Origin of the sequence: Flavobacterium branchiicola (assembly GCF_018383905.1) — a bacterium.
GTDB lineage: Bacteria > Bacteroidota > Bacteroidia > Flavobacteriales > Flavobacteriaceae > Flavobacterium > Flavobacterium branchiicola.
On record NZ_JAGYWA010000002.1, the window covers coordinates 144,900 to 167,499 of the forward strand.

Consider the following 22,600-nt stretch of genomic DNA (forward strand, 5'->3'; position numbering starts at 1 on the left):
CAATTAAGCGTTTAAAATTATCAATTTTGGTTATTTAAACGATTATTTAGGTTAGTTATCGGAAAAATTTCTGTTAAAATGCATAAAAATATAGTTTAGCAGTGTTAAAATAACACAGTTGTTTTTAATCCCCTAAATCTATCATTATGAAAAAATTACTACTTACTTTGATGTTTGTAAGTCATTTGAATGTTAATGCGCAAAACCCAATTCAGGAATTTAACTTCAATGGTACTTTAAATAATACTGCAAATACAACTTCATTCATGGGCACAAATAATTTTGTTGCCGATAGAATGGGAAATGTCAATGGAGCTCAGCGACTGGTTAATAAAGGCCTGGAAGCTGTGATTGATAATCTTCCTCAAAATAATAGTTCAAGAACTGTGAGTATTTGGGTAAAACTAAATGATATTGCTTCAGCAAATTACATTTGGGGTTACGGAACTGCTTACAATGCACAATATTGTGGATTATTGCAACAAGGTACAGCAACTTCAAATTCAGATTTGAGTTTGGCAGGCTGGGGAGCAAGTAACGATGTTATTGTTTCTACGCCATTAGTAAAAGGAACCTGGTACAATTATATCATTACATACGACGGAAAAGTATCTAAAATATTTAGAAATGGTGAAATGCTGAAATCTGTAAGCGGTATTACCAGATCTACCAAAGGTAATATCTTTAGATTAGGAGAAATAAATACAACTGTCGGTATAAATGCGGATATTGACGATTTAAAGATTTATAATGTTGCATTGACAGATGAGCAGATTGCAGCACTTTATGAAGGATCTAAACCAACTGTGGTTGTAGTAGCTGAGACAGTGGCGCCAGCAGCAAAAGTTGGCAAGACAGTTGCGGCAGCGAAAACTGCAAAAGCAACAACAAAACCATCAGGCGCAATAATTACAACCAGTGATATTGCAGTCTCAAAAAATATTGAAGTTTACTCACAAGGACAAAAGATAATAGGTAATAATGCAATGAGCATTAACGACCTGCCAGAAGGAACTTATTTGCTGAAAATAACAAATACACCGGCAAAAAAAGTATCTTCTAAATAAGATTTTGGTTAGTAGAAAATAGTTAGTTAGTTTTTTTGTTTAGTAAGCATTTTGAATAGTTGAAAAAGCCTTCTGAAAGCCAGAGGGCTTTTTGATTTTTAGTTCTAATGTATCGTAAATATATTTTTGTAAAAATGTTTTTACAAATGTTAGCCCAGAAGTTGCTTGTTTTCTGTTTATTTATAATTTAAATAGGAATATCGTACTTATGTATGTAAAGTGTTTGGTAGCTTTGAATTAAATTTATAGTTTTAACAAAATTTTTGAAATTACTAATTATAAATGTTTGATGTTTGCTGAAATTTATAATGAAGTGATTTTTTGTTTGTGCTTATTCCTGTGTCGTTTAAAACTGTTGAAAACCCCTTATAACCCCATAAAATTGTAAATATGAAGAAATTATTACTTACTATAATGTTTGTAACTTTTTTAACGACCAATGCTCAAAATCCGGTTCAGGAATTTACTTTCAACGGAACTTTAAACAGTACTGATAATACAATTTCACTTTTGGGAAGTCCTAATTTTGTAAATGACAGAATGGGAGAGGCTAAGAAAGCGCAACGACTTACAAACAAAGTTTTACAGGGTGTAATAGGGGAGCTTCCTCAGGAAAATAAACCAAGATCAATTTCTTTTTGGGTGAGATTTAATTCGATAACCTCAGCCAATTATATTTTTGGGTATGGAACTGCCGTAAATGGACAGTTTTTTGGATTATTGCAGCAACCGGCAGTTTCAGGAAATTCAGATGTGAGTCTGGTGGGTTGGGGAGATAGTAATAATGTTATTGTTTCGGTTCCGCTTCAAAAAGAAGTTTGGTACCAATATAATCTTACTTATGATGGTACTAATTCTAAAATATACCGTAATGGCGAATTATTGAAGGCTGTGGATGGAGTTCAGCGTTTAACTAAAGGTTATATTTTGAGGTTAGGACAAATCAATACAACGGTGACAATTAGTGCCGATATTGATGATCTTAAGATTTATAATGTTGCGATGACCGGCGAACAGGTTTTGGAATCTTATAATAGTTCGAAACCAGCTAGTACTAACAAAACTGAAATTGCTCAGGCTTCAAATGCTGCAAAAAAAGTAGTAACAGCAACATCTTCTGCGCCTGTAAAAACAGCTGCTTCTAATACTGTAAATTTAACGGAAACAGTTAAAGAGTCTAAAACGGTTGAGGTTTTCTCGCAAGGGAGAAAAATAACAGGAAGTAATGCTTCTAATATTGGGGATTTACCAGAGGGAACTTATTTGCTGAAGATAACAAAAGCCTCTGCAAAAAAATAACTTGCCTAATTTTTTAAAATAAAGAAAGCCTTCTGAAATTTCAGAAGGCTTTCTCGTTAGTGTTTCTTTTGCTGTCCCGGAGCATATGCTTTTGCACTTTTATCTCCATTCATTTTCTTTGCTTGTCCAGGCGGTATTTTTTTGCCTGATGGTGCTGGTGTATAGGTGTGAGTATGTGTATGAGTACTACAGCTGACTACGCTTAATATTAAAAACAAAAGCACAAGTACTACTACGGCTATTTTTGTGTATTTTGATGTTTGCATGTTCTATTTAATTTTTAATTTGAGGTGATGCAAATATAATAGTAAATAGTTTTTTTTGATGTTTTTGGTTTTAGTTTAGAAGGAGTTCAAATAAAAATATTGTTGTAAACATTTAGACGGAATACTATCTGGAATATTAATTAAAATTTGGAATATTTAAATCTTGCCTAGAGAGCATCATACTTTAAGTATCCCTTCTCTCTATCTTTGTTCTCAATAGATCGTTGTAATAATAAGTAAAAAAGAATTTAATTATATATGTTTTTTATAATCATTATATGTGAAACTGCCATTCATTAACGGAATATAAGATAGTTCTAAAAGTTCTACACAAAATGACATTTCAATTTTATATTGCTCATTGCCTGATTTCTTATAATAGTCTTTATTGAATAGTTTGTCGTAGATTTCTCTAGTTTTTTTTCTGTCGACTTTTATTAGTTTTTCTAATAAACTGTTTGTCATATGATGATCATCTTTTGACATAAATTCAAATGAAACTCCAATGTGAGGGAAATCAGAAATCATAGATATTTTAATTTTCCAAAATTCATTTTCATATGTTTTTTCAAGTTCTAATTCCTCAAAATGAATTTCTTTAAAATTAAATTTAAGAAGATATTTGCCGAAAACTTCATGGCAATCACTTTCAAAATTGTTATAGTCTATTTCTATCATGGTTTAATCATTAATCCTGTTTCTTGAAGAATATAACCTTTGGAGAGTAAGTATTCATACTCCATGTTCATAAATGTTCTTATTTTAACAAGTCCTTCCTTTTCACATTTTTCTCTAAATTTAGAGTTTTTGATATCTGATACAAGATTGGATATGTTCACTGGTAATCTTGGATCATGTATAAATCTAATATCTCCATTACTTGCAATTATATTATCTATATATACTTTATTTATCTCTTTCCAATATTTTGTATTTTGCTCCATAACGGGTAGCTCATTCCATTCTTTAGGTATATTTTGAAATAATCCCGACATTTCATTTTCTGGAACACCTTTTAGTTTTAGTTCATTAAATAATTGTAGTGTTCCAATTGTGTTGTTAGTTGGACCAACTCTCCCTAAAATATTTAATTTCATTCCAGCTGTTTTTAAAATATCACCTCCAAAATCTATAGGTTTTCCAAAATTGTTATAAACAATAGCAACACCTTTTAAAGACTTCCATTTCAAGTATCCACCAGCATTCTTAACTTCATCTAAATTCTTTGAGACCAGTTTTAGTTCATCAATGTTAGTTCTAAGAATTGGAGCTTCATTATTTAGAATTAACCACGCATCAAAACTATTATGTTCTTTAATTAAAATTTTAAATTCAGCACTAGAAGTAGATAAATCATTTACTAATGTTGCCAGAGGACAAGGATCTCCAGGTCCGGCGTTTACAATTATGCTTGATAATAGTAATAAATAAAGAAAGAATCTTTTTATTATATTTTTCATTTAGTTTATTTTAAAATAAGTACTTGTAAATTCGTTATTTGTTTTTTGAAGTAGTTCCATTTCTACTTGATTTGTATTATAGTCTTGACCTCTATATATCCATCTGAATATATTTGGAAATTGTAACTCATCGGCAATGTTTTTTTTATCTATAACTTTTTCTTCGTCTAAATCATATATAAAACAGATATTAGAAAATGACTGAATAACTTGAATTTGTCTTGAATTAATTAAATAAGCCCATTCAATATTGATATCAAATTCAAATTTTATTTTTTTGATTTCCAGAGTTAATAAATCTGTTAAAACTAAACTCCTTTTATTAATTAATAAGTGTTTTTCATGATAAAAAAAGCTTCCCACCAATCTATCTATAGTTGTATTGCCGTTTTCTCTAAAATATACTTTTAGACTTTTTTTTGTATAATCTAAAGTATTAAGTAGATAAAAATCAGTAGATGGGATAAAAGCAAAGTTTTTGGTCGGATGTTCTATTTCAATTTTTTCATTTAATAAGCATTGAATATTTTTTGCTGAGAATAATTCTTCAGTTTTATCAATACCGTTGATGAATAGTGAGTAATATAAAAGCTCCTGACCTCTATTAGGTTCTTCCCAGCCTGTAAATTTAAGTTCAATTTTTTTATTTAGATTTTTAAATAAACTTAAATGTTTAATTTGCTTTAGTTGTATCATAATTTATTCGCAAAATGCTTTTTTACTATCAGTAAATATTTTCCAGCCCTCAATACCATTTTCGGGATCTTTTGTAACAACCTCCATTAAAGTGGTGTTGTTTTTTAAATCCTCCAATAATATTTTTTCTTCTGCTTCTGACAAATTTAATGATTTATTTTTGCTCACAATTTTATCAGCAAGTTCATCTGTTAAGCCTAAATCTTTTAATCGACTACGAGTATTTCCGATCGCAGCTGTCGTTTTGACTATTGTTTTCCCTTTTCCAACCCAAGATGTGAATTTTCCGCTTGGAGATTCTATAACTTGTATTTCGACAGCCCCTTCTTTCGCTAATTGTGACCATGTTTTAGGATATCCGGATACAGGATCCATTTCTTTAATTTTAAATAAAGTTTGTTCAGCCTTACCAAATTTTCCAAACCAAGGAATTGCTCTGTTAGTTGCAATTTCAAATTTGGATGGATCTAAGATTGTTATTTTATAGTAAAAATCGTATTCGTTTTTTTCCATGTTTAATGCTCTTCCATCAAAATCATAAGGTTTACCATTAAACATCGGACTTGTATAGACTCCTCCTAAATTTGGGGTTCCATCTGGTAAATCTCCAAATGAACCGCCATATCTATCAAATACCTCATTTTTATATGGTGCTCTTTTAACCAATGGACCATATCCTCCATTTGCTGGAGGCCATAATGCATTGTTTTTCGCATCATAATTTATTTTATATTCTTTTGCCAAAGCTTCAAGTTTATCCCATTGGCCTTGTTTGTAGTAATTCCAGTATTGACCTCTGACAGTACTTGGTAATTTTTCTAAATGTAATTTTTCTAAATATTCAGAGTTTAGTGATAGTTCAAAAGCTTTTTGATTTATGAAAAACTCGTTGTTAACTTTTGCTTTATTTGGGTACCACCAAGATTTAAATTTATCAATATCTTTTAAAGCATTTGATAATTCACTATTACTGGCAGATTTCCATAATGTTACAAAAGAATCGTAATCATCATCAAAATGCGCAACATCTTCGATTTCGTTTAAAATGGCGTTATTTGCATCTTTGAAATCGACTCCAAATTTATTTTTTAATGAAGGATCAGCTTTAATTTTGTTAAATATTGTCGGATAATTTTTTTCTACTGAAGTCAAAAAGTTAGTTTCCGAAGAGGCTATTAGAAGCGGTCTGGCATAAAACTGACCTACATCAGTGCTAATAATTTCAATAGTTTGAATTCCTTTTCCTGCAATGCTAATATCTTTAATTATTTGTACAACCTTGGTTGCACCAGTATAACTGGCAGGTAAAGTTCTTAACTCGGATAAAACTAAAGATCCACTTACATCAGCAACCTTAGCAACACTTACACCTTGGGCATAACTTGCTCCATTTGCCATTTTGGCATTAACACCTATAATTACGTTATCGTTTTGTAATAATAAACTAAACTCGTTAACACTAGTGCATTTATCAGCTAAGGTCAATTCAACATAAGTTCCATAAACTACTTTTTCAAAAATTTGTTTTTTTGTACCAACAATGCTGATGTTTTCAATATTTATAATTGCTTTATAAATATTATAAAAGGATTTACTAATATTTTTAAGTTCACCAGGAATACCTTTAGCACGGGTTATCGTTTTTGCTAAGTTTTCTTTATTAAAAATTATTTTCGATGCACCTCTTGCACCATTAATTACTTGTCCAGAAAGCCTGCCTAGTGAATAAGTCATATAGGCATCATCCCATAGATTAACAAGATTTTTTAAATATTGATTGTCTATGTTTTTAATGGCATCTGGAGAAAGTTGAAAAGCAATGTCGGCACCAGCAACTGCAGCATCGACTAATAAAACAAGTCCAGGATTTGCAGTTGTTACTGCTGGAATTATTGCTAATATATCTAAAGCAATTCTAAGTTGTACATCTGACGTTTTATTTTCTTGCTGCTTCATTATCCAGTATAGATAAATTGCAGGTACTATAGCATCGTCACCTTCTTTTATATCTTTGCCATTAGTATTTTTAATATCAAAATCATTCTCAAATTTAACTCGAATTAACTCGAAAGGGTCTACACTTATTGTTCTATGAAAAGGTTTATCATTAACTAAATGTGAGTAATCTCTGAATGTAATTGTAATCTTTCCGTTAGTTTTATCCAATTCTGTTACAAAAACATTACACGTTAAAATATGGGCAGCATCTTTGCATACATATACGTATTTATCTGCATCTTCACCAGTTTTCCAAGCTCCATTTAGGTTACGTGCCTCAGGGGTATCCTTTTTTTGATCTGCAACATAAGTAGATATTATGGCTAATAATGTGTAATAATACTCTTGATCACCACTCATATCTCCATATAATCCTCTTAATATTTCATATCCATTCGCTGATAATCCCTTTAGTAGTTCAGGGATATCATCAGGTCTTATATTAATTAATAATTCAAGAAGCATATCTTCTTTTGAATCTGAAAATTTCCAGGTCTTATATTGCTTAAGAAATTCTAGTCTTTTTTTGATAGGAATATTGCTCATTAAGCATTCTCGACCTAAACCATTTATTACATTTGATAAATCCTCTAATGATAAATCAGTGGTAACATTTCCTTTGTTTTTAAGATCATTGTAGTATATATAAAGAAGTTCATCTAAACTTGCTAAATATTCTGTCGAAGTAAAAATGTCTTTTTTAACATTATTTGATATGTCAGCATAAAAAACAGGGATCGAAACTCTGGTTGTTCCTTGATTTTTTGACATTGATGCACGTAAGCCATCTCTAATCTTTTTATTAAATCTTAAGGTAACATCTTTTCCTATCTGGTCTTCTGCATAACCCAAACAGTTAATTAAATCAGGATTATTTCGTAAAAAGTAAGCAATACGAATTGCATGAAGAGCATTTATTCCATATAAATCGCTACTGAATTCGCTTAAAAAATAAAGTTCATTTGCATCTAGTGGATTTATTGAACTCGGAATATTTATTGCTCCTTTTAGTTCTTTTATATAATCTTTTAAAAAGAATATTTTTTTCTGTGGTCCGTTGCCATAATTATCCTTAGCTACATCTAAATCTGTATAATTAGTTACTTTTTGAACTTTAAAGAGAAGTTGACCTTTTTCAATTGCAGGAATACCTACGATAATATTTTTATTTTTTAAATCAAAACTTGTTTTATCTATATAAAATTTATTTGTAATTACCTGTCCATTATTATCGATTTCAGCATATCCGACTAAATTTATTATGTCGGAATCTTTCATCGGATGGGCAATTGAATATGTTTTGCCATTAGCGAGGGTGAACCTTTTTAATGTACCAATAGGGAAAATAGTATTTTCAAAGTTAGATTTATCGGGTGACCAATTATCATCAAAGTATGAGAATCCAACACTGCTTATTGGTTCTTTAATGGTAAAAGGTTTTCCGGCTGGTGTTAAAAAAGTAAGTGATCCATCTGTGTTTTTAAAGTTAGCGTACAATTGTTCCATATTCCCAACTTCAACATGCGCCCCCGAAGAACTCTTCTGGAAACCATAAAACTTCCATCCGCCACTATGAATGATATCCCAGTCGTTGTGAGATAGCACAGTTCCTGTTCCATAATCCATTAAAAGATTGGTTTTTTTGGAATCTTTTATATCAGTAAATGGATGTTTAAGGCCAAAAATACCGTGACCTAATTCGTGAGCGGCTGTTCTTAGTTTGTTATCAAAAACAAAAGCATACTGACCTCCCAGAGGCATAAAACCATCATATCCACTTCCACCTAGTTTACCGGTATAAATAATGTAGTAGGTTTCGTCATTATAAGTGAAAGTAGAACTTGATTCTATCTGGTTTTTAATTTCATTTTGAGCATTGGTATAGACATTAACAATATTACTGTCTCCGCAATCAATTACATCGGGTAATGGTTTAATGGCGACATTCTGCGAGGTTACTTTAAATTCTACTCCGACTTTATTGTAGATACTGTTTAAAGAATCCTGCATTACCGAAGCGGTTGGAACACTTGCCTTATTTATGCTTAAGATCGTTACATTTATTACAGGTTTTTTCTCCAGCTGCCAAACGTTTATTTTACCGGCAATATCAGATTTACCTTCAATAGTTTTAGTAGCATCTTTTGGATCTTTCTGTGGTGTGCCTTTTACTGTAGCAATAATACTTTCTTTAGAGAAGGCTAAAGTTTGCTCAACAGTTATTTCTGCTTCAGTATCGCTATTCCACTTAGCATCAACTACAGTTCCTGCATTAGTTTTAAAAACGATATCATCTTTTGTTGTTTCGTTTTTAAATACAGCTGTAGCGATAAAAGTTTCCGGACCGTTTATATCTGATACAGCCTTATAATTTACATTATATACACCGCCATCACTGGTAGGGATTTTCTCGTAAGTATCGATTAGTTTTTGTGAACCTGAACTTGGTTTAACATCAAAAGCGTATTTACTATCTGTGCTGTTTTTAAAGGTTATTTTAGCATTAGAAGTATATATTTGTGTTATTTCACCACTAGATGATACTCCATTGGTATTTGCGGCAGTTGCTTTACCACCTGGGGCAGGATCTGTAATAATTGGCTCACCCTTGCCATTTGCAGGAATAGTAACGGTTTTTCCTTTATTATCTGTATAAACTTGATTATATACAGATTTTGGAACAGTTGTAATCTGTCCATCGGTTCCGGTTATGGTTGTGCTACCATCAGGATTTAAAACAGCTGATTTTATCTCATAATCAACCTTAACTTCTAATGATTTTCCATCACTACCAAATACATCATTAAATACACCATCTAAATCTGCCATACTACTCCAATTGGGATCGTAACTAGCAATGATTTCTCCGGAAATTAATTTGAAATCGGTATTAATTCCTATGTTGTTAAACGTAATTCGGATACGAGTGTTTTCGCCGATTTTTCCTTTTGACTCGCCTTTTTCATTTTCTCCGGCTAAGGCATCTGCAGCATCAATTAAATTTCTGAATTTTTCTAAAAATGGTAATGTTACATAACCATCACCAGAGAATGTACCATTATTGCCTGTTGCATGTAGTACTACGATTGGAAAATCTCCGGCTGTTACAACATCATTAGGAAATAAATCTTTTAGTGGTGTTTTGTTAGCTAAATCTTTTGGATCCGGCTTTATGCCACAGCCCTGAAAAGCAATTTCGTCTCTAACAAGTGTTGTAAACTCTTTAATAGTACTGTGTGTATATTTTCCAGCATCACAAGATGCACCAACAGTATATTCGTAAGTTGTATTTGCTTTTAAATTGCTAATGGCGATATTTTCTCTTGGAGTTACAAGACTATACCACTCAGATCCTGAATTTTTTTCACGATATTTTACCTGATAATCAAAATTATCAATATTTCCGCTCCAGCTTACTTTAGCCTGATTTTCGCTAATACCTTCAGTTTTAATTCCTAAAGGTGCGGTACAATATACTTCATAATCAAATGAAAATATTTCGCTGTAACCATTGTTTTTAAAAACGCCAATTTCTTCAGCCCCAAGTAATGCTTTTGCTTTTACGCGCCACGCATATTTTCTACCGGGAATTAGCTGAGGTTCGTTTATGCCATATTGTAATGATGTTGTTCTGGTAGTGGTTGTATATAAAGGCGGAGAATACGCAAAGGCATTCTGAACTGGAGTGTATTTGTCCCAAATTTCGACCAACGAAAACTCATACTCAACATTGCTAACGTTTATACTTCTTGGTGTCCAGCCAAAAACGATGTTCTGAATGTTTTGCTGCATGATCGAAGCATTGTTCAAAGGCAGGTTCAGAAAAGGTGGTTCATTCTGGAAAATAATGGTTGTAGTGCCCGTTTTGTTGGATAGTTTTTTATTGGTTGCAAAATCATAAACCTCAACATAAATATTATAAATTCCTTCAGGTAATGGCTGAGCGTATTGATTAGGGTTTATACCTAATAAATTCTGATATTCAAAATAAGGTGCTAAATCAACATTTGTTAATTGGAGCGGAAATCCTCCTTCAAGATATAATGGTTTTGCGCCTACAACAAAATCATTTGTATTAAAGGCAATTCCGTTACCCTGAAAATAAATCTTCAATCGTACCTGACGATTTGATATGGTCAAATCGTTCAGTACCAATTGTATTTTAATCGGACTGTTTATTGTTGTGGCATCAGCATAACTGCTCAGATAAATAGGTGAGGGCTGTATAAGCTGTGTGGTTATTCGAACAGGATAAGTTTGTGCAGAAACACCTGAGCCTAAAAGGGAACATAGTAATAACAGGTATAAGTGTATTTTTTTTATCATTTGGGGTAGTTGAGATTTATCCATTATTTTCTCTGATATCTTATTTATGTCTTTAGTTCTGAATATGTTTTAGCTCGACTTCATCATTTGCAGCATTTTTTACGGCAAGATCATGATAGAACGGAATCATTTTTACTTCGATTGACTCTGTAATTTCGGCAGCTGTCTTTTTAGATTTAATCAATTTAAAGGCTTCTTCAATTTCTTCTTTATTGAAATCAGCAGCATATTGATTTTGCTGAATTTCAGAAGTGGAAGTTTTTGCCAGTTTTTCGATTTCTTTAAACATCCATCTGTGGTTGATTAGTTTTTTACGACTGTTTTCAGCTCTTTCAACTAATTTTTGATATGATTTGTAAGCGGTTTTATTGGCAACATCAGCTTCATTAACACCGTGTAAAACGTGACTGTTTACTCTTCCAATAGCTATCGAATAATCATTTTCGAGACTTTCATCTTTACGTTTCATGTCGTTCTCGAGTTTTTGTGCCGACTCGATAAAATACTCATTGTATTTTTTTACTGTTTCGGCTTCAATTGCATAGGCATCAAGATAGTCTAAAGCTTTTTCTTTAAAATCTTTTTCGTCCGTGGCCAGTCTAGCGTTGTTTAAAAGGTTTTCCAGCTTGCTGTTTTCTTCAGCAGGTAATGGTTGCAGAGCAAGTTGCATTTCTTGTAATTCATCAGTTATTTCGTAACGTGTACCTTCAAAAGTTCTTCCGTTAAAGTTTATTTTAAGTACAGGTTCCAGTTTTACATCTTCTAGTGCTTCTTCGGTTTTTGGTTCTCTTTTTGGACGCAATTTTATTTTATCAAAAGAGTAGGCGTAGGTAATGGTTGCCGTTAAATCATTGTTTTTTTGCGTTTTTGAATTGCTGAACAATGAAATAATTCCTGCACTAAAATTGTGTTTTTGAAGATAAATGTATGATCCGTTTACTCTGAAATTCAGAATATCGTTTTGTTTGTCTCCGTCTATATAACTAGTGTTGTAACTGGTTGAAGCCGAAGTGGTAAATTTTTTATCATAAAATAGTTTTGTTGCACCAATTGTAGGCCCAATGATAAGGCTTTTGCCGGAATCTGTTTTTCCGTAGGTATTGTTTAATGAGGCAATTAAATTTAGATCTATTGCCGGATAGCCAATACTGTAGGATATTCCAGAGTTGTAATAGGTTGTTTTACCGCCTTCTATGGTGTGACCTTGCTGTTGGTTTACGGCATCCTGCATAGAAAAGTTAGCATTAATAGATTTTTTAATGGTCTTTTCATTCTTTAGCAAATAATTTACGGCAAGCGATGCATTCTGATTGACTTGTCTGAAGTTTAAGGTATCAAGATAATCATAGTTAGAAACCTGATTGATGTAATCAAACTGGTTACGACTGTTGGTATAGGATTGAAAATTGGAATAATTGACGTTAAAATTCAGTTTTTCATTGGCTCTGTAATCAACATTTATGGCAGAGACCAATCGTTTCATCTGGCTTTCTTTTTGTTTGTCCAGATTATCTTTTTGGAGTCCAAAGTTTGCAGAAAGTGAGACTTTATTTTTAAAGATAGTCTGTGTTGCGTTTATGGTAATGTTTTCTAAATCATTATTAAAATAATAACCTCCCAATGTTCTGTAATTTGGGTCAATTCGTTCGTATCCCAAACCTAAAGTTCCTGTTCCGGCAGGATAAGCCAAATCACCTTTGAAAGCGCTGTAACTTGCCGTTGTATTGTTCGGGCTTAAAAATAATGCAGCAACTCCTTTGGCTTTTGTTCCATCAGCTGTGCGGGTATCTTCGGTAATACTGCTGTTCGCAAATTCAGTGTGAACTTGTAATTTTTGAAAAAGCTTAAAAGTAGTTTCAAGACTTACTGTTGCATTTTCTTTTGGAGAAACACCCAATTCAAAAGGAACAGGATTGGATATGGAGTTTATTTCGTCTTTAGCTTTAAAGAAAATCAAACCAAAATTGACTTTTTCTAAAGTATAAGTAGTTTTAAATCCGTAGCCGAATCTTTTGTAAACAGGGAGAATATCCGGATATACACTATTATATTCGTTACTTTTTAAAAGCCTTCCGTACATGGCACTTACCTTAAATTTTCCCTGTGGCGTTAAATCGACACCAAATCCTGTAAACTGATGTCCTGCTAATGTATATGGTGAAAAAGTCATACTGACATCGCCAATATGCGCCGTGATCCATTTATAAGACGGGTGAATGCTTAAACGATTCATTAAAACAGGTTTGCCATAACCGAACTTTTGATTGGTATAGGAAAATGAAAATGGAATATTATATAATCCGGCGACATTGAAATTGATGTTTCCGTTTAGAAAATAACTAAACGGATCTCTGGCTGCATTTCCGGAGTAGAACACGCTGTTGGCAGATGCTCCTCCGGATACATTTATCAATTTTGCTTTTCCGACTTCCTGTATATTAAAGTTTTGCGAAAAACCAAAAGCACAGAAGAAGAGCAATATTATATTTAATCTTAGTTTATTTAAAATCATTATTTGCCTTACTTGAAAATCAGCTTGAATATTTGATTTTCAATATTTTTTGAAATTGATATTTTACTTATTTGATAAATGAAATGTTATTGAATAATGATTTTTCGCAGTTTACTTCCCTGTTGCGACTCAAAAAGAACAAAATAAATTCCTGATGGAAGTCCGGTTAAACTGAAATTAAACAGGTAATTACTTTTGCCACTATCGCTTTTTGAATCTATAAGCAGATTATTGTTCAGGTTATAGACTTTTATATTTGCCGGCATAATTTTATCTAGCGTAACATCTACTGTAAAAATTCCATTTGACGGATTTGGATAAATTTTCAAATCGAAATTTTTGATTGTTTCATCTGGATTATTTTCTTCAAATTCACCTTCGGTAACCAAAATTTGCTTGGTTTGATAGGCTGTACAGTCTCCTTTTGTGGTGTTTAGTGTAATATCATATTCGCCCGCTTCACTAAAACTGATTTCAGCAAAATCACTGTTTTTAGAAATTACAGTTGCGTTTGCCGGGAATACCCATTCGATTTTATCTGCGGCAGGATTACTGATATCAACAATTATAATTTTTTCGTTTCTAAATACCTGACTTGAAACAGCAAACTCGGCACTTATGGCAGTTTGCTGACTTGATATTTTAATGGTATCAGTAGCAGTACAACCCAGTTTATTTGTTACCACGACGGTATAATTAGCAGGTTGAGAAACCGTAATCATTGCCTGAGTACTTTTGAAACCTTTATCTGATGTCCAGGCATAAGTTGCTTTATCATCATCGATAGTGGCGTTGATAGTCAAAGTCTGATCAAAACACAGGGTTACATCTTCACCTAAATAAATCACATCTTTTGGTGGGTTTACAATTGAATACGTTCTGGAAATAATACAACCTCTGGCATCTGTAATTTCAACTGTATATTCTCCTGCAGCAGCATTGCTTAAGGTATTTGTTTTTTCGCCTGTGTTCCATAAGTATTTAAATGGTGCAGTTCCGGCGATAGGAGTTACCACAATTGTGGCATCAGAACCTTCATAACAGGTTGGTATTTTTATTTTTTCTGATGCATCTAAGTGTTCCGGTGTTATTAAATTTATTGTATTGACAACAGTACAGCCATTTTTGTCAGTAACAGTTAAGGTGTACGTACCGGAAACAGTATCTACAAGATTAGGTGTTTTTGCACCCGTATTCCATAAATAAGTATATGGAGCTGTTCCTTGAGAGGCATTTGAGACAATGGTCCAATCCTTACCATCTCCACAGCGAATATAATCGGCAGAAAGAGAATTGGTTAATAAAGTAGGTTCTGTAATTGTAATATTCTGACTCTGTATAGATTTGTCAAAAGAATCTGTTGCAATAACATAATAAGTTCCGGCTTTTACGTTTGTTAAAGTTTCGTTTTGACCAACAATAATAGTAGGATTATTAATTTCATACCATTTATATCGGTAATCCGGAAGTCCTCCAGAGGTTAAGGCTTTAATACTGGCCGTTGCTGCGCCTTGACATTGTACTGTATTTATTTGTACAACATCAATAAATAAAGGATCAACTTTGTCTAAATCTCTGGCAATAATAGGACAGCCATTGGCATCAGTAACACTAATAAAATATTGACCCGCGTATATGTTATAGATACTTGTGTTTGAAGCTTTATTACTATCGGTATAAATTAAATTCATATTTTGATCATACCACTGAAAATTATAATTAGCAGTACCACCCTGAACCGTAACTGCAATACTAGCATCATCTACACCAACAGCAGATGGAGGTGTTTTAACAACTTTACTAATCGATAATATTTGCGGCTCTGTAATAACAAAATTTTGAGTTGTACTACAATTATTTGCATCTCTTACTGTAACTGAATAATTACCAGCATACAGATTGCTTATAGAATTAGGATCAGCATCAGAAGTTTTACTCCATGTTACAGTATGCGTGCCCGTACCTCCGGATGTAGTAATATAAATTGCTCCATCATGTTGATTTTTACAAGAAACGTTTGTTTGAACAAAATTTATTTTAATTGGTGTAGGCTCATTGATCACTACTTTATTTGAAGTATAACTATTTCCGAATCCGTCATCAACTACTAAATAATAGGTGCCCGCAATCAAACTTTCTGAAGGATTAGTTGTTGAAACTACTACTGTTGAATTTAGATTATTATACCATTTATAAATATAGTTTTTATCAGTATCAGCAACTCCTATTGGTGCTCCACCGGTTATTGTCGCTTTTAAAACAGCTTCTTTGTATCCATTACATTTTATAGATTCTGTTTCTGTGATTGAGGTAATTAGTAATTTATCAGGTTGAATTAAGGTATATGACGCATCTGTTACACAGCTATTTGCGTCAGTAATAGTTAGTTTGTAAGTGCCAATTTCTAATTTATCGATCATCGTAGTTCCAGAAACTGCTGTATTTGTAGTTTGATTGATCCAGGAATAAATGTATGGTTCAGTTCCTCCAGAAATTTCAACTTTGATACTTCCGTTTTTAGTTTCAAAACCACTTAAATTTTTTACCTCTAAAGTTGTTATTTTTAATGGAGCGGCAGGTTGAGTAATTTCTATATCAGTGCTAAAAGAGGTCTGACATAAATTATTATCGGTGATCACCAAATTATATTTACCAAATCCCAGAGAAGCTAAATCTTCGTCTGTAGAATAATCTACACCGTCTTTTTTCCATTGAATAGAATAAGGTTTGCTGCTTGTTGTGCCCCCTGTAATATTAATATTAATAACACCAGTTGAATTTCCGTAACATAAAACATTGGTTTTATTATCTAAAGAAACCATTAATTTATCTGGTTGTTTTAAATTGTAAGCAGTAGCAGTTTTTGAAGAACCAACCGCATCTTTTACAATTACATGATACAAACCAAATCCAATATTTTCTATGAATGATTGGGTTTCTCCGGTAATTTTTACATTGTTTTTGTACCATTCATAAGTATAATCAGTAACTCCTCCAATTACATTAACTTTAATTGCTCCATTTGCATCTCCATAACATAGAATGTTTTTGGTTTCTTGTAATGAAACGATTAAATCAGGATTCTGCTCAACTTCAAAAATTCTGGTTGCAATACAACCTGCATTGTCAGCTGCATTTTCCTTAGCATCTCGAACTTCAAGGGTATAAAAACCAGCTGCAAGCCCGGAAATATCTTTTGTAGTTTTTTTAAATGCAGCATCCAGATCATAAGTCCATTTATAGGTATATCCACCATTACCACCAGTGATTAATGGCAATGTAATTGCTCCTGTACTTTGTCCATAGATATTAACTTTGGTTATAGTTGCGTTAGGAATAACTATTGGATCTGGTTGTTTAATCTCAATGTTTGTAATTGAAGTTGAACACCCGTTAGAATCAGTTACAGTAACGGAGTAAAATCCGGCTTTTAGATTATTTTGATCTTTAACAATACTATTATTGCTCCACAAGTAAGTATATCCCGGAGTACCATCTGAAACGTTAATTGCAATTGCACCATCACTTCCGCCATTACAAGAAACGTCCTTTTTTTGCGCAATAATAATTTTTGCCGTAAGTGGGGCCAAAGGTTCTGTTATTGTATAAGAACCACTTATTGTAGTTTTGTCGTCAGATACTTCGACAGTGTAAATATCTCCAGATGGGGCAGTACCAGTTAGTCCTGTAATTGTATTAGTAGTTGCTCCAGTAATTTTTATACCATTTTTATACCATTGATAGCCATAATTAGAAGTAATTGTTCCTCCGGCTCCTTGCACAGTTAAAGAACCAGTTGCATTTCCGTGACATTTTACATTAGTTTGTTGTATCAATTTTATATTTAAAGCTTCTAATACTACATCTACCTGATAAGGACATCCTGAAGAAGATGTAACAATAATATGGTAACTACCGTTTCCTAATTTTTGTTTTTGAGCTACATCGTCAGAAGGAAATGAAGGATCCCCATCTTTAGACCACTTATAAGTATAAGTTGCATTTTCACCATCGATAATTCCTCCGGAAGGAGTAAGTTTAATTTCGCCATCATTATTGGCAAGACTTGGTTGTGTTACCGAAGGTGTTACAGCTAATGGAGCTGTCGGCTCTTTAATTTCAATATCACCAGTAAAGGTGCAAGTAGCAAAATTTTTATCAGTAATTGTATATTTATAGATTCCCTTTGGCAAATTAAATCTTGACGGAATAGTAACGCTGCTATTTGTCCATGTAATGTTATAGGCACCGCTTCCACCTATTATCGTAAATGCTATTGTTCCGTCACTTTGACCTTTGCAGGTTACATTAGTTCTAATTAAATTACTAATACCTAAAGCGGGATTTTGTGTAACAGTAATGGTTTTGCTTTTTGCATTTTGAGGACTGGCATTATCAAAAACTGTAAGCTCATATATACCGGCTTTACCCGTAACAACTGGACCGGCTTTAGTCTCTGTTGTATTATCAGTGTATGTTATTTTCCATGAAAAAGTATAAGATCCATTTTTAGTAAGAAAACCACCATCAGCATCAGCTGTTAAAGTAGTAGATCCCCCATAACAGGAAATAAAAGTTTCGCCTGTAAATTTAGGGACAAGGTCATCTGGCTCAGTTACTAGAAATTTTTCAGTTTTAACACAAGCTTTATTTTCCGTAACAGTTACAGTATAAGTTCCTGGCCCAAGATTAAAAAGGCTATTAGATGTTCCCGGATAAGTAGTAGTTCCTTTTTCCCAGGTATAAGTATAAGGTCCGGCACCGGCAGTTTTACCACCAGTTATTGGATCTAGTGTAATACTACCACTTGACAGGTTATAGCCGGAAGAATTAGTAATATTACCCGTAATTGTATTAATAGCAGCAGGGTCAGAAAGTATAGCTTGTCTAATTCCACTTTGAGAATAACTAACTGAACTAGTAATTAACACTAATAAATATATAATTTTTTTCATCTTTTTAGTCATTTGCGGTTGTATCAATACAGGTATATTTATCTCTAACTTTTATAAGGTAAGTGCCTTCTGGCTTATTGATATCTAAGCTTGAAGTAAACTCAATTTCAGACTCTGAATTTATTTGGCAGTAATAGGGCGAAGTCCCGCCTTTGGCTTTTATAGTAAGCATTCCATTGCCACCTTTGCAGAGTGGTTGATTTTCAATCACTTCAAAGTATACAGCATCTGGAGGAGATATTGTAAAGGAAGGGTTTGGGAGTTTATTTGTACTTGAGTACTGCGAATTAAGAAAGGTTTGATATACTATATAGTAGTCTCCTTGTGCCAAACCTGTAAAAGTGTATATTTTTTTTGTAGCATCAACTGTATAACTCGGAGTAGGAATAAGTGCATTACTAGGTGTTTTATAAAAGTTAAATTTAAAGCTTTCATTAGTGACTAATTCTCTGCTGAATGTCAAAATAACATTTCCGTCTTGATTATAAGTACATGTAGTTTTACTTGCTTCGGGTTTTTTATCTAAATCAGGAGAGCACGGAATTACATTATAAGAAACTATATTTGAATAAACATTTTCTCCTGTTGTTGTAGGATCTGAATCTATAACAACACGAAAATCTATATTTCCAGTGTAGGTTGATGCTATATAATTTGATTTAACGAATTGAAATGTTTCATCAAATGCAGTACTTATATTTGTTTTTACAAAACTGCCACCATCTATTCTGTATTCCCAAAAGAAGCGTTGTGGACCTGTACAGCCAGTAGCTTTTAATGCTATTGTTTCACAAAAACTATTGTTAATGCCAGGATCAACTAATACTTGATCGGTTATCATGTACATTCCGTTATAGTCTGTCATAGGTGTACAATCAGCAGTAATATTACCTCCAACATGATACTCCCAGCCATCATGACAATAACCACTGCACATTTCTGAATCTGGTTGATACAGAAGTATTTCATAGTATGTTGGACGCTTATCATAAATTAAAAAACTACCACTTTCTACTTTCTGCCCGCCTATTGGGTCTAAATGGACTCCATTATATTCAAGTCGAAATCTAGCATAATTACAGTTACACTCAGGGTATGAAATTTCACCAGCAAAGAACATTATATACTTTTTTGCTTGTGCTTGTGCCATATTGATCGAGCATAAAAAGATTAATACTACTATTAATTTTTTATAGACGTCATATTTATTACTATTTCGCATTCAGGATATTTTGGTATTCGTTAATTGAGTTTGTTATTTGTTTGTACATTGATAAATGTTTTAAAATTTGTCACTACTCGTCTGCAGTTTTATCAATACAATCGAATTTATCTGTAACTTTTATATCATAGGTTTTGGCTTTACAACCGTTTATGTAATATTTATCATTGACAGCATTATAAATGGCAGTAGAGAGAGTTCCATCAACATAGAATTTATAGTCCTTTGTTCCGCCTTTAACCTCAATCTCAATCGTTCCATCATTACCTCCAAAACAGCTTGGTAGAATTTGATCACTTATTTTAAATTCTACTTTTTTAGGATCTGTATAGGTAAAAGTATCTAAGGCTTTTAATGTTCCTGAAGGGACTGAATTCATGCTAGCCTGATATTCAACAATGTATTCGTTGGCTTCTTCTAACTTTCCAAGGCTGGTAAATGAATATTTGTACAATCCAGATATATTATCATATACCAAAGAAGTTATTGGTGCTGTATTAGCAAAAAGCGGAGTTGTCTTTGTGGGGTCAGTATTTTTTAAATAGATAAGAGAGAGGGTTTCGTTTTGCTTTAATTGTTCCTCAAAATAAACATCAATTTTTTGAATATTGTCGCCATTGCATGAGGGAGCTTTATACTCTGTTTTTACTGCCACAGGAGCACATGGCAAATAAGTTAAGACCAGTGGTGTTGTAAAGGCTCTGTCCTGGTAATAACCTAATCTAAAATAAATGTTTTTGTTTAAGTAATCCTTATGATTTGCTCCCAGAATCTGTTGTATAGTAAAATTTGTTGTAGGGGTATTATTAGTTGGAATTCCTACTATTTGGTCGGGAACATCATTCCATGTAATATTGTCTAAACTAAATTGCCAATGGTAAGCTTCATTAGGAAAACCATATGGAAATGCAGCTAAACCTAATTGAAAACCAGCACAAATTGTTGTTGGATTCGTGGAGTCTAAATTTTTTATAGAAACATTAGGTGTAAACTCAGAAATACCTACCATAAAATCGCAACCACCTAATCGTAATGAAGAAAATTTTATTAAATCTGTGGCTGAAGCTGAAATGGTAGTATTTCTTAAACATTCTTCTATAGCTGATGCACAGGGTTCTACAGAAGTACTGGCTTCTAAAGAAAAATTAAATGAACTGTAATTTTTTACATTAGTGAAATTTTTATCCTGTGTATCATTTATATCGCTATGATAAGCAATTAAGTCAGAGCCACTGCTTAAATTCCAATTAAAGCTATTATACTCACAAAAAAACCGCCCTGTGAAGCTTACTTTTATGGAGTAAGTTGGTTCTTGGGCAATTCCTTTAACAGAAAGTGTTATAAATAATAATAAAAAAAGAGTTTTTATCATGATTTATTTTTTTTAGAGTAATTAGACATCATAAGTACTTTCATATTATTACATAGCTGTTTTATCAATACAATCGAATTTATCTGTAACTTTTATATCATAGGTTTTGGCTTTACATCCATTTATGTAATATTTATTATTGGCAGCGTTATAAATGGCAGTAGTGAGTGTTCCATCAACATAGAATTTATAGTCTTTTGCTCCACCTTTAACCTCAATCCCGATCACTCCATCATTACCGCCAGCACAGCTCGGTTGAATTTGATCTGTTATTTTAAATTCTACTTTTGTAGGATCTGCATAAGTAAAATATCCGTCTGGAAGGGTAGATTCCATAAAACCTGCAAGTCCTTTGTCGTTAGGATTTAAAGGATTGGTAATTTTTGCCTGATAAACAATTTTATAGGTTTTACCGTTTTCTATTTGCGTTAAATTCTTAAAAGTATAGGTGTTATTAGGACCAAAAGAGGTGATGTCTATATACTCATTAGTTTGTATCTCTGAAGGAACTTGTACAACTTTAATTCTATCCAAACTCTCACCGATAGATGTATTTAAAGGTCTGTCAAAAGTAACCGTTACACTCTGAATTGGATCCTGACTACATTTAGGACCTTCATATGTAACAGATGTTATTACAGGAGCACATGGTGAATATGTAAGTTCAAAAGGGGCTGTAAAAGGACGATTCACATATCCTAATCTAAAATAAATTTTCTTTTTGAGGTAGGAAGCATGGTTTTGATTTAAGATTTGCTGAATCGAGAAAACAGGATTAGGGGTATTATTTATATTAGCTGGAAGATCTGTCCACGTAGTTTGATCAACTGAATATTGCCAGTGATAGGCTGTCGCAGGAAAAATCCCGGTATCATTGGTCGAAAAGGCGCTTAAACTAAGCTGAGCTCCTGCACATATTGTGGTTGGATTTTGAGTATCCAGATTTTTTATGGCGATGTTTGGAATAAAATTACTAATGCGGGAAGTTAGTCCACAAGGAGAGTCTGAGAACCCTACTGATCCATCTGCAATTAGATCATCGATTTTCTTTGAGACGCTTGTATTGGTATTACAGGTAAACCCGGTTCCATCTTCTGTATGAAACATTCCGTTGGAATTAATGGCTACCTTAATTGTATTGCCATTTGCTATATTTACATTGGCATAGTTTTTTACAATTTTGCCATAATCTACATAGCCATTATCGGTATCTTTTGCAATTATAGCTGCATTATTTGTTATAGTCCAACGAAAATTGCTTGCACTATAAGAATTATAGGAAGGTCCGGTGGGACCTTGCCAGCATGTATTACACAAAAGACCATACGTAATATTAAAATTATAGGTTTGACCATAAAATTTAATACTAAGAAGTATAAAAAATAAAAGATACTTTTTTTTCATTCGCTTATTCCTGTTCAATAATT

General features: G+C 32.8%; 12 protein-coding genes. 2 read left to right on the forward strand and 10 right to left on the reverse strand.

Going from position 1 to position 22,600, the window contains the following annotated elements:
* Window positions 1-146 precede the first annotated feature (146 nt).
* Complete coding sequence (locus tag KHA98_RS04280) at window positions 147-1,067, forward strand: LamG domain-containing protein (protein WP_213255667.1); 921 nt, start codon at window positions 147-149, stop codon at window positions 1,065-1,067.
* Window positions 1,068-1,457: 390 nt separating this feature from the next.
* The gene (locus KHA98_RS04285; protein WP_213255669.1) at window positions 1,458-2,366 is read left to right on the forward strand and encodes a LamG domain-containing protein; all 909 of its coding nucleotides are present in this window, start codon (window positions 1,458-1,460) and stop codon (window positions 2,364-2,366) included.
* A 56-nt stretch (window positions 2,367-2,422) separates the two neighbouring features.
* Here the strand turns inward: KHA98_RS04285 and KHA98_RS04290 are convergent, their stop codons facing one another.
* The 10 genes from KHA98_RS04290 to KHA98_RS04335 all read right to left on the reverse strand — a co-directional run bounded on the left by KHA98_RS04290 (window position 2,423) and on the right by KHA98_RS04335 (window position 22,577).
* On the reverse strand, window positions 2,423-2,632 hold the full coding sequence (locus tag KHA98_RS04290; RefSeq protein ID WP_213255670.1) for a hypothetical protein: 210 nt from the start codon (window positions 2,630-2,632) through the stop codon (window positions 2,423-2,425).
* 252 nt (window positions 2,633-2,884) lie between these two features.
* Window positions 2,885-3,310 carry a hypothetical protein gene (locus tag KHA98_RS04295; RefSeq protein ID WP_213255671.1) on the reverse strand — a complete coding sequence of 142 codons (426 nt, stop codon included), beginning with the start codon at window positions 3,308-3,310 and terminating at the stop codon, window positions 2,885-2,887.
* Window positions 3,307-4,092: a hypothetical protein gene (locus tag KHA98_RS04300; RefSeq protein ID WP_213255672.1), complete on the reverse strand. Its 786-nt coding sequence runs from the start codon at window positions 4,090-4,092 to the stop codon at window positions 3,307-3,309. Before KHA98_RS04300 ends, KHA98_RS04295 begins: the two co-directional genes overlap by 4 nt.
* Window positions 4,093-4,788: a hypothetical protein gene (locus KHA98_RS04305; RefSeq protein WP_213255673.1), complete on the reverse strand. Its 696-nt coding sequence runs from the start codon at window positions 4,786-4,788 to the stop codon at window positions 4,093-4,095.
* A gap of 3 nt (window positions 4,789-4,791) precedes the next feature.
* On the reverse strand, window positions 4,792-11,112 hold the full coding sequence (locus KHA98_RS04310; RefSeq protein ID WP_213255674.1) for a fibronectin type III domain-containing protein: 6,321 nt from the start codon (window positions 11,110-11,112) through the stop codon (window positions 4,792-4,794).
* Between the two features lie 52 nt (window positions 11,113-11,164).
* Window positions 11,165-13,624 carry a hypothetical protein gene (locus tag KHA98_RS04315; protein WP_213255675.1) on the reverse strand — a complete coding sequence of 820 codons (2,460 nt, stop codon included), beginning with the start codon at window positions 13,622-13,624 and terminating at the stop codon, window positions 11,165-11,167.
* An 86-nt stretch (window positions 13,625-13,710) separates the two neighbouring features.
* Entirely contained in the window at window positions 13,711-18,579 is a 4,869-nt protein-coding gene (locus tag KHA98_RS04320) for a T9SS type A sorting domain-containing protein (protein WP_213255677.1), read from the reverse strand.
* A 4-nt stretch (window positions 18,580-18,583) separates the two neighbouring features.
* Window positions 18,584-19,801, reverse strand: coding sequence for a hypothetical protein (locus KHA98_RS04325; protein WP_213255679.1), 1,218 nt, complete (start codon window positions 19,799-19,801; stop codon window positions 18,584-18,586).
* A gap of 73 nt (window positions 19,802-19,874) precedes the next feature.
* Window positions 19,875-21,173, reverse strand: a complete 1,299-nt coding sequence (locus KHA98_RS04330) for a SprB repeat-containing protein (protein ID WP_213255681.1) — start codon at window positions 21,171-21,173, stop codon at window positions 19,875-19,877.
* Between the two features lie 48 nt (window positions 21,174-21,221).
* Window positions 21,222-22,577, reverse strand: a complete 1,356-nt coding sequence (locus tag KHA98_RS04335; RefSeq protein WP_213255683.1) for a hypothetical protein — start codon at window positions 22,575-22,577, stop codon at window positions 21,222-21,224.
* Window positions 22,578-22,600 lie beyond the last annotated feature (23 nt).

What these genes read in the sequence shown, in the direction of transcription:
- KHA98_RS04280 (WP_213255667.1), top strand. Translation starts at nt 147, where the DNA reads ATGAAAAAATTACTACTTACTTTGATGTTTGTAAGTCATTTGAATGTT.
- KHA98_RS04285 (WP_213255669.1), top strand. Translation starts at nt 1,458, where the DNA reads ATGAAGAAATTATTACTTACTATAATGTTTGTAACTTTTTTAACGACC.
- KHA98_RS04290 (WP_213255670.1), bottom strand. Translation starts at nt 2,632, where the DNA reads ATGCAAACATCAAAATACACAAAAATAGCCGTAGTAGTACTTGTGCTT.
- KHA98_RS04295 (WP_213255671.1), bottom strand. Translation starts at nt 3,310, where the DNA reads ATGATAGAAATAGACTATAACAATTTTGAAAGTGATTGCCATGAAGTT.
- KHA98_RS04300 (WP_213255672.1), bottom strand. Translation starts at nt 4,092, where the DNA reads ATGAAAAATATAATAAAAAGATTCTTTCTTTATTTATTACTATTATCA.
- KHA98_RS04305 (WP_213255673.1), bottom strand. Translation starts at nt 4,788, where the DNA reads ATGATACAACTAAAGCAAATTAAACATTTAAGTTTATTTAAAAATCTA.
- KHA98_RS04310 (WP_213255674.1), bottom strand. Translation starts at nt 11,112, where the DNA reads ATGATAAAAAAAATACACTTATACCTGTTATTACTATGTTCCCTTTTA.
- KHA98_RS04315 (WP_213255675.1), bottom strand. Translation starts at nt 13,624, where the DNA reads ATGATTTTAAATAAACTAAGATTAAATATAATATTGCTCTTCTTCTGT.
- KHA98_RS04320 (WP_213255677.1), bottom strand. Translation starts at nt 18,579, where the DNA reads ATGAAAAAAATTATATATTTATTAGTGTTAATTACTAGTTCAGTTAGT.
- KHA98_RS04325 (WP_213255679.1), bottom strand. Translation starts at nt 19,801, where the DNA reads ATGCGAAATAGTAATAAATATGACGTCTATAAAAAATTAATAGTAGTA.
- KHA98_RS04330 (WP_213255681.1), bottom strand. Translation starts at nt 21,173, where the DNA reads ATGATAAAAACTCTTTTTTTATTATTATTTATAACACTTTCTGTTAAA.
- KHA98_RS04335 (WP_213255683.1), bottom strand. Translation starts at nt 22,577, where the DNA reads ATGAAAAAAAAGTATCTTTTATTTTTTATACTTCTTAGTATTAAATTT.